This window comes from Actinomadura darangshiensis, from assembly GCF_004349235.1.
Lineage (GTDB): Bacteria > Actinomycetota > Actinomycetes > Streptosporangiales > Streptosporangiaceae > Spirillospora > Spirillospora darangshiensis.
In genome coordinates this window covers 1-13,552 of the sequence record NZ_SMKY01000243.1, presented here as the reverse complement: position 1 = coordinate 13,552, position 13,552 = coordinate 1, and the positions used below count along the sequence as shown (strand labels likewise).

Genomic DNA, 13,552 nt, shown 5'->3' with positions numbered 1-13,552 from the left:
CTTTCAGGGGTTGGGGATCGGTGTTCGGGCCGGCGGGGGACTTGCCGGACTTTGTCAGGCGCCAGCCGGACGAGGCGCGTTCTATGAATCCGGCGGCGGCCAAGAGGCCCAGCTTGGCGTTGACGGTGTTCAGGTCTACGCCGGCCTTGACGGCCAACTGGGCTGGACCGGTCGCGCCACGGGCGGGGAAGGCCTCCAGGACGGACCTGGTGACCGATTCCAGGCGGTCGCGGGGCAGGACGGGCGTGTTCGGGGGCGGGGCCAGGTCGGCGCCGATGCGCCCGACGGCCTCGATGACCTCCTCGGGACGGGTGACGAGGGTGATGCCCTCCTCGCGCAGGAGCCGGTGGCAGCCGACCGACGTGCGGGACGTGATCGGGCCGGGCACCGCCATGACGACGCGGCCGAGCTTGACCGCCCAGCCGGCGGTGTTGAGGGCGCCGCTGCGCGCCTCCGCCTCGACGATGACCGCGCCCCGCGAGAGGGCGGCGATCACGCGGTTGCGGACGAGGAAGCGGAGCCGGTGCGGATGGGTGCCCGGCGGCGACTCGCTCACCAGCAGCGACCGCCGCGCCATCTCCGCGAACAGCCCCTCGTTGGACGCCGGGTAGGGAACGTCGACGCCGTTGGCGAGGACGGAGACGGTGGGGCCGTCGGCGGCCAGCGAGCCGCGGTGGGCGGCCGCGTCGATGCCGAGGGCTCCGCCGGAGATCACCGTCCAGCCGTCATCGGCCAGGTCGGACGCGAGGTCGGCGGCGGTGCGCAGGCCGTAGGGGGACGCGGCGCGGGAGCCGACGATGGCGACGGAACGCAGGCAGCCGTAGCGGAGGTCGCCGGGTCCGCGCAGCCACAGCGCGTAGGGCCGTGCGGTGCCGAGGTCGTCGAGGGTCGTCGGCCATTCGGGGTCTCCCGGGCAGATGAGGCGGCCGCGGAACCGGGCGCAGACGGCCATGTCCTGGTCGGGTTCCGCGGCGATCAGGCGGATGCGCCAGTTGTCGAGGCGCCGCATCTCCTTGGGCGTGGCCGATACGCCGTGAGGTAGGCGGGTGGTGCGGATCGTTTCGAGTGTCTCCTCCGGGCCGCAGTGGTCGATGATCCGGTTGAGGAAGGCGTCGCCGGGTTCGGCGACCGCGGTCAGGGTGGCGCGGGCCGTCCGCTCGTCGCTCATTGGCGCCCCGCCGACCACAGGGCGAGCGCGCCGCCGATGTCGTCCGGGCCCGGTTCGTCGTGACCGGCGAGGTCGGCGATCGTCCAGGCGACCCGCAGGATGCGGTCGAGGCCGCGGGCGCTGAGCGTCCCGCGCTGCAGGGCCTCGTCGGCGCCGCGCATCGCGTCCTGGGGAGGGGTGAAGCGGCGGCGCAGCTCCGGGCCGGGCACCTCCGAGTTGGACCGCCATGGGGTGCCGGACAAACGTGTCAGCGTTCGTTCGCGGGCGAGCAGCACGCGCTCGGCCACGACCTTGCTCGATTCGGCGAACTCCAGGTCGTAGCGCAGTTCGGCCCTGCTGGCCGGTGTCAGCTCCAGCTTGAGGTCGATGCGGTCGAGGAGCGGGCCGGTCACGCGGCTGGCGTACTTGCGGCGGATGCCGGGTGCGCAGGAGCAGTCGATCTGCTTCGCCGCGGCGCACGGGCACGGGTTCGCGGCCAGGACGAGCGTGAACCGCGCGGGGAAGTGCGCGATGCCCTCGATGCGGCTGATCCGCACCTCGCCCTCCTCCAGGGGCTGGCGGAGAGCGTCGAGCGTTCCGCCCTGGAACTCGGGGGCCTCGTCCAGGAAGAGGATTCCGCGGTGTGCGAGGGACACGGCGCCCGGCTGGAGGACACGGCCCGAGCCGCCGCCGACCATCGAGGCGCGGGAGGCGGTGTGATGCGGCGCGTAGAACGGCGGCTGGGTGACCAGCGGCTGGCCCGGCCGGAGGGTTCCGGCGACGGAGTGGATCGCGGTGACCTCCAATGCGATCTCGGGCTCCAGGGGCGGCATCAGCGTCGGCAGCCGCTCCGCCAGCATCGTCTTCCCGCAGCCCGGCGGGCCCGCGAAGAACAGGTGGTGCCCGCCCGCGGCGCTGATCTCCAGTGCGCGCCGGGCCTCGGCCTGGCCGCGGACGTCGGCCAGGTCGAGATCGGGTGGCATGTCCTGCCGGCGCAGCGCGAAGGTGTCGGCCGGGGTGGCGGACTGGTCGTCGTCGTCCTCTTCGATGGGCGGTGGTTCGTCCCGGAGGAGGCAGAGGAGCGCGCGCAGGGTGCTCGCGGACACCACCTCCATGCCCGGGACGAGTTGGGCCTCCGCCGCGTTCGCGCTTGGGACGACGACGGTGCGGCAGCCCCGGTTGGCGGCGGAGAGCACGGCGGGCAGCACGCCCTGAATGGGACGGATTCGGCCGTCGAGGCCGAGTTCGCCGATCAGCACCAGCCCGGCGCAGCTGCGCGGCGGGACGACCTCCGCCGCCGCGAGCAGCGCGATCGCTATGGCGACGTCGAACGTCGAGCCCTTCTTCGGCATGCTCGCCGGAAACAGCGAGACCGTGACATGGCGATTGGGCCAGTCCTCATTGGAGTTGAAGATGGCGGCGCGGACCCGGTCGCGGGCCTCGCTGAGGGCGGTGTCGGGGAGGCCGACCAGGTGCAGGCCCGGGACTCCGCTGGTGATCGCCGCCTCGACGTCCACGACGAAGCCGTCCACTCCGACGAGGGAGACCGAGCGCGTCTTCGCGAGCGTCATCTAGCACACCTCCCGCAGGTGGTCGATCGAGAAGCCGCCGCCGTCGCCGATCAGGCCGAGGACGTCCACCCGGATGGGGGCGCCGGCGACCCCGTGCGCGGCGGCCCATCGCCAGGCCAGGCGCCGTAACCGGGCGGCCTTGTCGGCGGTGATCGCTTCGAGGGGGTCGCCGTAGCGGGCCGAGCGGCGGGTCTTCACCTCGCAGACGATGTGCCGCCGGCCGTCATGGGCGACGATGTCGAGCTCGCCCTCGCGGCACCGCCAGTTGCGGTCGAGGATCGTCCAGCCGAGCTCGGCCAGGTACGTGGCGGCGGCGTCCTCGCCGCGGCGCCCGAGGCTGATGTGGGCGTTCATGGGGCCTCACCTCCGGGCTCCGACCCTGCCGGAGCGTCACGATGCGTAGCAGTAGAACGACGTTCTGTGGATAACTTGGGTGAGTAATCGCCGCAATCCGCTCGAAACCGGGGCCGGTGCTTGCGCCGGCCGGGGTGTTGGCGCAGCGTGACGCCTGTGACCATCGCGCTGGAGGACGCCGTCTCCGAGTTCGGGCGCCATCTGCGCGCCGAACGGGACGTCTCACCGCACACGCTGCGGGCCTATCTCGGGGATCTGGCGGACCTGTGCGCCTATGCCGCCGATACCGGGGTGACGGAACCGGCCGAACTGGACGTCTCGCTGCTGCGGGCCTGGCTCGCCCGTCAGCACGCACTCGGCCGTTCGAGGGCGACCCTGGCGCGCCGCACGGCTGCGGTCCGCGCGTTCACCCACCACCTGCACCGGAGCGGGCTGCTTGAGGACGACCCAGGGCTACTGCTGGGCACGCCCAAACGACAGCGTGACCTTCCAGGCGTCCTCACCCAGGACGATGCGGCACGCCTCCTGGACACCATGGACGTTCAAGGCCCGCTAGGGCTCCGCGACCTGGCGGTCCTGGAAGTGCTCTATGGGACGGGCGTCCGCGTCAGTGAACTGTGCGGTCTAGACATCGATGACCTGGACACCGGTCGCGGAACCGTGCGCGTCCTAGGCAAGGGCGGACGTGAACGCACGGTCCCGATAGGTGAACCCGCAGCGCGCGCCGTCCAGGATTGGCTGCGCGCAGGACGCCCCGACCTCACGACAGAGAACAGTGGCCCCGCCCTCTTCCTGGGAGCCCGCGGAGGACGACTCCACCCAACAAGCGCCCGCCGCATCGTCCACGCACGGATTTCCGAGGTTGGCGGCGTTCCCGACCTGAGCCCCCACGGGTTGCGCCACAGCGCCGCCACCCACCTGCTCGAAGGCGGTGCCGACCTGCGGAGCGTCCAGGAGATCCTCGGACACGCCTCCCTGCAGACCACCCAGATCTACACCCACGTGTCCGCCGAACGCCTCAAACAGGTCCACGGCCAAGCCCACCCTCGCGGCACCCGATCGGAGTAGCACGCCGACGCGCCTGGGGTGCGCGGCTCTCGAACACTCGAACCGGCCATTCCGTGCCGCCCGGCAAGGTGGAGAGCCGGGCGGCACGGCGTGGGGCTAGGGGGTGCGTCGTAGGCGGCGTTCTTGGGAGAGGTTGATGACGCCCGGCGGTGGACGGCGCCGGTGGTGCAGGCGGAAACGCAGGCGGGTACGGCGCCAGGCGAAGGCCAGCGCGACGGTCAGAACCATGCCCGTCACCGCCCCGCCCGTCGCCGTGGTGGCGTCACGCAAGACCATCCTTGGCTGCGGCGCCGGTTCGGGTGGGCGGGGGGTAGCGGACGGTGCAGGACGCTCCCAATGGGGCAGGAGCCGCACCTGCTGCTGGACGAGATTGAGCGGATCCAGGTAGAGGGCACCACGGAGCAGCCCCCAGTGCAGGCAGGTGACACGGCAGTGGAGCGGCCCGCCCTCGATGACACCGATACGCGTGCCGGACGTGACCTGCCGTCCCACGTCAACGCTCGGACGGACGGGCAGGTACGTGGTGCGCAGCACGCCGTGGTCGACCGCGACGACTCCGCGTCCCGCCAGATCGCCGGCGTAGGAGACGCGCCCCGGACCGGCGGCATGGACGTTCTGCCCCGGACGGGCCGCCAGGTCGACGCCGCGATGCCCGGTGCCCCACGGGGAGGACGGCGGCGAGAAGCCCCGCAGCACCCGCGGGGCGGGCGGGCCTAACGGCCACCGCCAGGCGTCCAGGCCGGGCGCCCCGACGGTGATCATGCAGGTGAGGAGCAGCGTGAGCACTGTCATGCATCGAACCCTGCCGGGCGCCCGGTGCCGCGTCGAGGACGTTCGGCAACTGTGGATAACCGCCGGGACCGATGATGCCCGGACACCTCCGCGCCCTGATAATCTGTAGTCGTGCCGAAAGGGCACCGGCCGGGCCAGGCCGTCGTCGATCCGCTTCTGGGCGGGGAGACGAGAACCCGCTCCCAGAGCGGGTGGCACCCAGACCCGGCAACGGGTCACAGCCGCCTGGAGATGTCCCGGCGGCTGATTTCACGCGTCCGCATGCCACCGATCGCGGTGGGGCGCAGTCCCTCGGTCCGTCGGAGCACCGGCGGTGGGGCCGCACCCGGGCGCAGGCAGACAACCAAATGCGGCCCGGCAGGGCCAGAGAAGGAGAACACGGGCAATGGCACCCGTCGTCACCATGCGGCAGCTCCTTGAGAGCGGCGTCCACTTCGGCCACCAGACCCGCCGGTGGAACCCGAAGATGAAGCGCTTCATCCTCACCGAGCGCAACGGCATCTACATCATCGACCTGCAGCAGTCGCTGTCCTACATCGACCGCGCGTTCGAGTTCGTCAAGGCCACGGTCGCCCACGGCGGGACGATCCTGTTCGTCGGCACCAAGAAGCAGGCGCAGGAGTCCATCGCCGAGCAGGCCACCCGGGTCGGCATGCCCTTCGTCAACCAGCGCTGGCTGGGCGGCATGCTCACGAACTTCTCCACCGTCCACAAGCGGCTCACCCGGCTCAAGGAGCTGGAGGAGATCAACTACGACGACGTGGCCGGCTCCGGGATGACCAAGAAGGAGCTCCTCGGCCTGCGCCGCGAGAAGGACAAGCTGGAGCGCACCCTCGGCGGTATCCGCGACATGGCGAAGGTTCCGAGCGCCATCTGGATCGTGGACACCAAGAAGGAGCACATCGCGGTCAACGAGGCCAAGAAGCTCGGCATCCCGGTCGTCGCGATCCTCGACACCAACTGCGACCCCGACGAGGTCGACTACCCGGTCCCGGGCAACGACGACGCGATCCGCAGCGTCAGCCTGCTGACCCGCGTGGTCGCCGACTCCGTCGCGGACGGCCTCATGGCGCGCGCGGGCGCCGCGTCCGGCGGCGACGAGAAGCCCGCCGAGGGCACCGCCACCGCCGGCTCCGAGCCGCTGGCCGAGTGGGAGCGCGACCTGCTGGAGAACAAGCCGGCCGAGGGCGCCGACGCGCAGGCTCCCGCGGAGGCCGAGGTCGCCGCGACCGCCGAGGCCGCCGAAGCGGCTCCCGAGGCGGAGCAGGCTGCGGAGGCCCCCGCGGAGGCCGAGGCCCCCGAGGCCCCTGAGGCCGCGCAGGCCGAGGACGCTCCCGAGGCAGCGCAGGCCGAGGACGCCGGCGAGGCCGCCAAGCCCGAGGACGAGCAGGCTTGATCCCACGGCCCCGGCGGCGCCCATGCGGGGCCGCCGGGGCCGTAGCGGGTCGAAGGACCAACGACGAGAGAAGCGAAGAGAGCGATGGCCAACTTCACCGCCGCTGACGTCAAGCGGCTCCGCGACCTGACCGGCTCCGGCATGATGGCCGTGAAGAACGCCCTGACCGAGGCGGACGGCGACTTCGAGAAGGCGACCGAGCTGCTGCGCCTCAAGGGCGCCAAGGACGTCGGCAAGCGCGCCGAGCGCACCGCCGCCAACGGCCTGGTCGCCGAGCACTTCAACGGCTCGGGCGACGGCGCGCTGCTGGAGCTCAACTGCGAGACCGACTTCGTCGCCAAGAACGCGCAGTTCATCGAGCTGGCCCAGCGCCTGGTCGACTTCGCCGCCGGCAGCGGTGCCGCCGACGCCGCCGCCCTGCTGGCCGCCGAGATCGAGCCCGGCACGACCGTCCAGGCCCTGATCGAGGAGAACAGCGCCAAGATCGGCGAGAAGCTGGAGCTGCGCCGCTTCGCCCACTTCGAGGGCGCCTACGTGGCCAGCTACCTGCACAAGTCCGACCCGTCCCTGCCGCCGACCACCGGCGTGCTGGTCGAGCTGGACACCGAGAACGCCGAGGTCGCCAAGGACATCGCCCAGCAGATCGCGGCGATGGCCCCCAAGTACCTCGCCCGCGAGGAGATCCCCGCCGAGACGGTCGAGAAGGAGCGGGCGCTCGCCGAGCAGCTCACCCGCGACGAGGGCAAGCCCGAGCAGGCCATCCCGAAGATCGTCGAGGGCCGGGTGAACGCCTACTTCCGCGACTTCGTGCTGGTGGAGCAGGCGTTCGTGAAGGACGGCAAGAAGACGATCGCGAAGGTCCTCGACGAGGCCGGCGTGAAGGTAGTCCGTTTTGCCCGGTTCAAGGTCGGGCAGGCGTAAGGGCACTCTGGAACGAGTTCCCGAGATACCGCGACGAACGAGGAGGCCGCCGACGTGCCGGACAAGACGACCAGTAGCGCGACGGCGGCCTCGCCGTCCGGCCAGCACGCGCCGCGTGCCGGCTGGAAGCGGGTCCTGCTGAAGCTCTCGGGCGAGGCCTTCGCCGGACGCGACCCGCTCGGCATCGACCCCGAGGTCGTCCAGCATGTCGCCGAGGCCATCGCCGAGGCCGTCCGGGACGGCGTGCAGGTGGCGGTCGTCTGCGGCGGCGGCAACATGTTCCGCGGCGCCGTCATGGCCGAGCGCGGCATGGACCGCGGACGCGCCGACTACATGGGGATGATCGGCACCGTCATCAACAGCCTCGCCCTGCAGGACTTCCTGGAGAAGCTGGGGCTCGACACCCGCGTCCAGACCGCCATCACCATGAGCCAGGTGGCTGAGCCGTACATCCCGCGGCGCGCCATCCGGCACCTGGAGAAGGGCCGCGTCGTCATCTTCGGCGCCGGCCTCGGCCAGCCGTTCTTCTCCACCGACACCACCGCCGCCCAGCGCGCACTGGAGATCGGTGCAGAGGCGGTACTGAAGGCGACGCAAGTGGACGGTGTCTACGATGCCGACCCCCGAAAGAATCCAGACGCGGTCAAGTTCGACCGTTTGGATTACGGTGAAGTCCTACAGCGGAGCCTGAAGGTCATGGACGCCACGGCCATCAGCCTCTGCATGGACAACGCGCTCCCCATCGTGGTCTTCGACCTCATGGGGCAGGGCAACATCGTCCGGGCCGTCCGGGGTGAGAAGATCGGCACGCTGGTCAGCCCGGCGCAGGGCTGACCGCAGCCCGCCGCGGCGCCGAACCCGTCGCGGCACCGCAGGGACCAGGGCCGACCAGATGACATGGGAGTCACAGTGATCGACGAGACCCTCTTCGAAGCCGAGGAGAAGATGGACAAGGCGGTCGCGGTCGCCAAGGAGGACTTCCAGGCCATCCGCACCGGCCGTGTCACCCCCGCGATGTTCAACAAGATCACCGCCGAGTACTACGGCACCCCGACGCCGATCAACCAGCTCGCGTCGTTCACGCTGCCGGAGCCGCGGATGGTCATCGTCCAGGTCTTCGACAAGTCGTCCATGCAGGCGGTGGAGAAGGCGATCCGCGACAGCGACCTCGGTGTGAACCCGACCAACGACGGCAACGTCATCCGGGTCGTGTTCCCGGACCTGTCGGAGGAACGCCGCAAGGAGTTCATCAAGGTCGCCGGGACGAAGGCGGAGGAGAGCCGGGTCTCTATCCGCAACATCCGGCGCCGCGCCAAGGACACCCTCGACAAGCTCGCCAAAGACGGCGAGGCCGGCGAGGACGAGGTCAGGCGTGCCGAGAAGGAACTCGACGACACGACGCACCGCTACACGGCGCAGATCGACGAGATGCTCGAGCACAAGAAGGCCGAACTGCTCGAAGTCTGATGAAACTCGACGACGCCGGGGAGCCCGCGGGCTCCCCGGATGAGCCGGAGGCCGACATGGCCGGCCCGCCCCCCGGAGAAGCAGTGGACCCGCCCTCCGGGCAGGGACCGGAGGACTCCGCCCCGGCCCCCGGTGGCGCCACGCCCGGGGAGAAGCCCGCGAGCAGGACGGGCCGCAACCTGCCGCTCGCCATGGGCGTGGGCGTCGGGCTCGGCGCGCTCACGCTGCTGTCGCTCTACACGGTCAAGGAGATCTTCCTTGCCGTGATGGTCGTGTTCCTGTTCCTCGGCATGCGGGAACTGACGGACGCGTTCAAGAGCCGCGACATCCGCGTCCCGTTCATCCCGGTCGCGACGGGCATGGTCGGCACCCCCGTCGTGTCGTACGTCTGGGGTCCCACCGCCACGGTCGCGGCGGTGTCCCTGACGGTGCTGGCGCTGCTGATGACGCGCATGACGGAGGGCGCCTCCGGATACGTCCGGGACGTCGCCGCCGGGTCGTTCGTGGCCGGCTACCTGGTGCTGATGGGCGGGATCGTCGCGCTGCTCATGCGCCCGGACGACGGCGACCACCGCACCGTCATCTTCGTCGCCACCACGGTCGCCAGCGACATCGGCGGCTACTTCGCCGGGTCGTTCCTCGGCAAGCACAAGCTGGCGCCCGCGATCAGCCCGAAGAAGACCTGGGAGGGCGTCACCGGCTCCGCGCTGACCTGCATGATCGTCGGTGGGTGGCTGGTGTGGTGGCTGCTGGACGGCGGGCAGATCTGGCAGGGCGTGATCATCGGGCTGGCGGCCGTGGTCACCGCGACCGCGGGCGACCTCGTCGAGTCGATGGTGAAGCGCGACCTCGGCATCAAGGACATGGGAACGCTCCTCCCCGGCCACGGCGGCGTGATGGACCGCCTCGACTCCCTGGTGGCGACGGCCCCTGTCGTGTGGCTTCTGCTGGAGTTGTTCATCCCCAGCTAGGACGCCGCAGGGCGCCGCTAGGAGATGACCCAGGAGCGGCCTTGCTGGGCCAGGCGGCGTATGAGGGCGTCCGCGCCCTCGCTCTTGGCGTAGCGGTGCTCCTCACCGGTGATGGGCACGAGCCACAGCCACCGGACGGGGTCGCCGTTGAGCGTCAGCCCGGTCATGCCCGGTGCGCCGGGACCCGCCAGCCGGCTCGGATCGTCCAGGAGGAGGACACCCTCCCAGGACGATTCGCCGCTGCCCAGTGGGAACGTGCGGGCCTCGTGGTACCACTTGACGACGTCCCCAGGGGCGAACCAGGTCACTGAGCGCCAGGGGTACTGCGCGAGCCACGGGAAGATGCTGCCTGCCCGCTGGCTGGGCAGAGTGGTGGCGACCGCCAGTTCTATGCGCCCGTATGGGGCGACGTCGTCCTCGTACAACTCGACCGTGGGCATCCGCTGGCGGCTCATCCCGATCGTGCTCAGCACCGTGAACTCGCGGTCGCCCCTTGCGGGACGTTCCGACACACCTACTGTCGGCGCCGTGCTCGGCCTGCCGCTCGCCAATTGCCGTCCGACATCGTGCCAGTAGTGCCCGCTAGGCCCGAGCCGTTGCAGGAGATGGCCGAGCACGGACTGCTGGAACTCCGCCCAAGAGCCCTCCGCGCGGCACCTTTTCCAGTGCTCGCGCGCCTGCTCGATGCGCGGCCCGAAGTCCTCGATCTCCTCGTCGAGCGGGAAGGCGAAGGGGCTCTGGAGGGTGGCGTCGCGGGCGTATCCGGGGATTCCGCGGCCCATGTCGGACCAGCCGGGGATCACGAACAGCGGGTCGCCCGCCTCCAGGACGGCCACGCCGTCGCCCTCCTCGAACCACACGACCTCAAGGGCATCGCCGTCCAGCGCCTCGCGTCCCGCGGGATGGTGCACGTGCGACTCGGGCAGGAGGGGCGCGCGGCCGGCGTCCAGCCGCGACCGGTCGAGCTCCGCCGGGGCATTGCGATGGTTCGCGACCCAGACCGCCCCGACCACCGAGTCGCGAGCGTCCTTCAGGTAGGCGGCGGTGACGTCGCCGTCGGTCTGGACGGTGAGGCGGCGGCTCCCGTACGGGCTGGCCGCCGCGCGGACGACCGTGGCCGCCGACCCCCGGGGCGAGGCGGCGCCCCTGCGCAATACCGACATGATCGAGACCTTAGTCGCACACAAGGTCATGTGCAGGAATGTCGTGGTTCACGCTGGGGAGTGTCCGCGGACGGACAATGCATGCGCGGGTGTTTGCGACACTGGAAGCACCATGTCTGCCACCCAGCCCGCCGCCACCGGCACTCAGCCCGCCGCCGGCACCGCGCCCAAGAAGACCCCGGCGAAGCTCGTCTTCGCCGCCCCCAGGCGCGGCAAGCCGCCGAGGCATCTCGCCGACCTCACCACGACCGAGCGCCGCGAGGCGGTCGCCGCGCTGGGGGAGAAGCCGTTCCGTGCCGACCAGCTGTCCCGGCACTATTTCACACGGCTGGTCGACGACCCGGCCAAGATGACGGATCTGCCGGCCGCCGTCCGCGAGCGGCTCGTGTCCGAGCTGCTGCCCTCGCTGCTGACACCGGTACGCGAGCTGGACTGCGACGACGGGACGACCCTGAAGACCGTCTGGAAGGCGTTCGACGGCGTCCTGTTCGAGTCGGTCCTGATGCGGTACCCGGACCGGGCCACCATGTGCGTGTCGTCCCAGGCGGGCTGCGGCATGAACTGCCCCTTCTGCGCGACCGGTCAGGCAGGGCTGACCCGCAACCTTTCGACGGCCGAGATAGTGGAGCAGGTCGCCGCGGGCGCGCGCGCACTCGCCGGCGGGCGCATCCCAGGCGGGCCCGGACGTGTCTCCAACATCGTCTTCATGGGCATGGGCGAGCCCCTGGCCAACTACAAGGCCGTGATGGGCGCGGTACGCCGGATCACCGATCCCCTCCCCGCCGGCCTGGGCATCTCCCAGCGTTCGGTGACGGTTTCCACGGTCGGGCTCGTTCCGGCGATCGAGAAGCTGGCCGCGGAGGACATGTCCGTCCGGCTGGCGGTGTCCCTGCACGCGCCCGACGACGAGCTCCGCGACGACCTCGTGCCCATCAACAACCGGTGGAAGGTCTCCGAGGTCCTTGACGCGGCCTGGGCCTACGCCGACCGCAGCGGCCGCCGCGTCTCGATCGAGTACGCCCTCATCAAGGACGTCAACGACCAGGCATGGCGGGCCGATCTTCTCGGAAGGCTCTTGCGCGGGAATCTCGTTCACGTCAATCTGATCCCGTTGAACCCGACGCCGGGTTCCAAGTGGACCGCCTCCCGGCCCGAGGACGAGCGCGAGTTCGTCCGGCGGCTGGAGGCCCACGGGGTCCCGGTCACGGTGCGCGACACTCGGGGCAGGGAGATCGACGGGGCCTGCGGGCAGCTGGCCGCGTCGGCAAAGGACTGAGCGCGCCGCGGGGCGTGTCCCTGACGCCCGCGCGGACACGGCTGAGGAGCGCGGTGCCGGTGAGGACGGGTACACGGCTGCCGGTGGTCATGCGGGGCTATGACCGGGGCCAGGTCGACGCCCTGCTGAAACGGATCTCGCAGGCCCTGGGCGGCGGGCCGCCTATATCGGCGGACGAGGTGCGCCAGGTCCGCTTCACCATCGTCCTGCGCGGCTACGAGCATCGTGCCGTGGACGAGCTGCTCCGCGAATGCATCAGGGAACTGCAGGCCACGGCGCCGATCGGGGAGCGTCCGGGCCGCCCGCGCGCCCAGCCGGCCTGGCTGATCAACTGGATCCAGAACGCCCGGTTCTCCGGCGCCCGGCTGCGCTCGGGCTACGACGTGCGGGACGTGGACGCCTTCCTCGACCGCGTGATCGCCGGCCTGCGCGGCGCCGCCCCGCCGGTGACGGCCCGCGACGTGCGGGAGAGCGCGTTCCGGACCGTCCGGATCGGGCCCGGCTACGACGAGCACGAGGTCGACCGCTTCCTGCTCCAGCTCGCCGCCGCCCTCGAACGCTGACGAGGTTATCCACAATTTCACGGGACGCTGCGCGCCCGGCGAGGCCCGCGCGACGCTACCGGCATGGACCACTTCGCCGCACAGTACCGACGGCTCCGCGCCCTGTTCGACGTCTTCCTCGCCCCCGAGATCACGGCCGTCCTCGTGCCGCTGATCAGGCCCGCGCTGCGCCTCGGCGCCGCCGGCCGGGTGCCCGTCCACCTGGGCGGCGCCCCGCTGCTGCCACCGGACGAGCCCTGGCCGCAGTGGAACGGCCGTCCGCTCGACTTCCTCGGCGCCATCGACTTCGCCGGCGTCGGCGACATTCCCGGCCTGCCGCCATGCAGGGCCGCGTTCTACTACGCCAGCGAGACCCCGCGTCCCTGGGGCAATGATCCCGGCCAGCGCGACGGCTGGCGCGTCTTCACCGGAGACCTCCGCACCGCATCTCCGCCGCCCGGCGCGGTCTCCTTCCCGCGGGTCACGCTGGGCGCCGCACCGTTCCTCTCCCTGCCCTCACCCCAGGAATCCGTCGTCCAGCGCTTGGAGACCGTCTACAGCGGTGTCCAGCCCGTGTACGCGCAACTGCACGCCGCCTGGACGCGCCACACCTGCCCGGACGACGCACCGGCTCACCAACTGGGCGGCTGGCCCACACTCGTCCAGCGCCCCCTCGGCCCCGACTGCCTGTACGCCTCGACCGGCCGCGCCCTGAACTCCCTCACCCCTCCGGCCCTCACCCCCGAGGAGCAGCGCGCGGTAGACGAGTGGCACCTCCTCCTCCAACTCGACTCCGACGACCGCCTCGGCTGGTACTGGGGCGACCCGGGCCGCATCTACTTCAGCACCCGCCAGAACACCCCCGTGGAGCACTCATGGCTAAC

At 71.2% G+C, this 13,552-nt stretch carries 14 protein-coding genes; 9 read left to right on the top strand and 5 right to left on the bottom strand.

Going from position 1 to position 13,552, the window contains the following annotated elements; all coding sequences use genetic code 11:
- The 3 genes from dprA to E1293_RS35380 form a co-directional block, all read right to left on the bottom strand.
- On the bottom strand, window positions 1-1,168 hold a 1,168-nt coding region (dprA, locus tag E1293_RS35390; protein ID WP_132202512.1), incomplete at its 3' end, for a DNA-processing protein DprA.
- Window positions 1,165-2,718, bottom strand: a complete 1,554-nt coding sequence (locus tag E1293_RS35385) for a YifB family Mg chelatase-like AAA ATPase (protein WP_132202510.1) — start codon at window positions 2,716-2,718, stop codon at window positions 1,165-1,167. The genes dprA and E1293_RS35385, both read right to left, overlap by 4 nt.
- The gene (locus E1293_RS35380; protein WP_132202508.1) at window positions 2,719-3,072 is read right to left on the bottom strand and encodes a YraN family protein; all 354 of its coding nucleotides are present in this window, start codon (window positions 3,070-3,072) and stop codon (window positions 2,719-2,721) included. It abuts the gene before it with no gap.
- A 156-nt stretch (window positions 3,073-3,228) separates the two neighbouring features.
- Between E1293_RS35380 and E1293_RS35375 the strand changes: the two genes are divergently transcribed.
- Window positions 3,229-4,140 (top strand): tyrosine recombinase XerC, encoded by a 912-nt coding sequence (locus E1293_RS35375; RefSeq protein WP_243717021.1) that lies wholly within the window; start codon window positions 3,229-3,231, stop codon window positions 4,138-4,140.
- Between the two features lie 96 nt (window positions 4,141-4,236).
- Here E1293_RS35375 and E1293_RS35370 read toward each other — a convergent pair whose 3' ends face one another.
- A complete protein-coding gene (locus E1293_RS35370) occupies window positions 4,237-4,932 on the bottom strand; it encodes a murein hydrolase activator EnvC family protein (protein WP_132202504.1) in 696 nt (231 codons plus the stop codon).
- Between the two features lie 385 nt (window positions 4,933-5,317).
- On the opposite strand from E1293_RS35370, the gene rpsB reads away from it, so the two are divergent.
- From rpsB to E1293_RS35345, 5 genes are all read left to right on the top strand, one after another.
- The gene (rpsB, locus tag E1293_RS35365; protein WP_132202502.1) at window positions 5,318-6,328 is read left to right on the top strand and encodes a 30S ribosomal protein S2; all 1,011 of its coding nucleotides are present in this window, start codon (window positions 5,318-5,320) and stop codon (window positions 6,326-6,328) included.
- An 84-nt stretch (window positions 6,329-6,412) separates the two neighbouring features.
- The gene (gene tsf / locus E1293_RS35360) at window positions 6,413-7,249 is read left to right on the top strand and encodes a translation elongation factor Ts (RefSeq protein ID WP_132202500.1); all 837 of its coding nucleotides are present in this window, start codon (window positions 6,413-6,415) and stop codon (window positions 7,247-7,249) included.
- Between the two features lie 135 nt (window positions 7,250-7,384).
- Window positions 7,385-8,083: a UMP kinase gene (gene pyrH / locus E1293_RS35355; RefSeq protein ID WP_424923716.1), complete on the top strand. Its 699-nt coding sequence runs from the start codon at window positions 7,385-7,387 to the stop codon at window positions 8,081-8,083.
- 75 nt (window positions 8,084-8,158) lie between these two features.
- Complete coding sequence (gene frr, locus E1293_RS35350) at window positions 8,159-8,716, top strand: ribosome recycling factor (protein WP_132202496.1); 558 nt, start codon at window positions 8,159-8,161, stop codon at window positions 8,714-8,716.
- Window positions 8,716-9,687, top strand: coding sequence for a phosphatidate cytidylyltransferase (locus E1293_RS35345; protein WP_243717019.1), 972 nt, complete (start codon window positions 8,716-8,718; stop codon window positions 9,685-9,687). The genes frr and E1293_RS35345 overlap by 1 nt, the downstream gene beginning before the upstream one ends.
- Window positions 9,688-9,704: 17 nt before the next feature.
- Here E1293_RS35345 and E1293_RS35340 read toward each other — a convergent pair whose 3' ends face one another.
- Window positions 9,705-10,850 carry a suppressor of fused domain protein gene (locus E1293_RS35340; protein ID WP_132202494.1) on the bottom strand — a complete coding sequence of 382 codons (1,146 nt, stop codon included), beginning with the start codon at window positions 10,848-10,850 and terminating at the stop codon, window positions 9,705-9,707.
- A gap of 112 nt (window positions 10,851-10,962) precedes the next feature.
- Between E1293_RS35340 and rlmN the strand changes: the two genes are divergently transcribed.
- From rlmN to E1293_RS35325, 3 genes are all read left to right on the top strand, one after another.
- Entirely contained in the window at window positions 10,963-12,126 is a 1,164-nt protein-coding gene (gene rlmN / locus E1293_RS35335; RefSeq protein WP_132202492.1) for a dual-specificity RNA methyltransferase RlmN, read from the top strand.
- Between the two features lie 59 nt (window positions 12,127-12,185).
- Window positions 12,186-12,689 (top strand): DivIVA domain-containing protein, encoded by a 504-nt coding sequence (locus E1293_RS35330; protein ID WP_132202490.1) that lies wholly within the window; start codon window positions 12,186-12,188, stop codon window positions 12,687-12,689.
- Window positions 12,690-12,752: 63 nt separating this feature from the next.
- Window positions 12,753-13,552, top strand: an 800-nt coding sequence (locus E1293_RS35325; RefSeq protein WP_132202488.1) for a DUF1963 domain-containing protein, incomplete at its 3' end; no start/stop codon positions are given.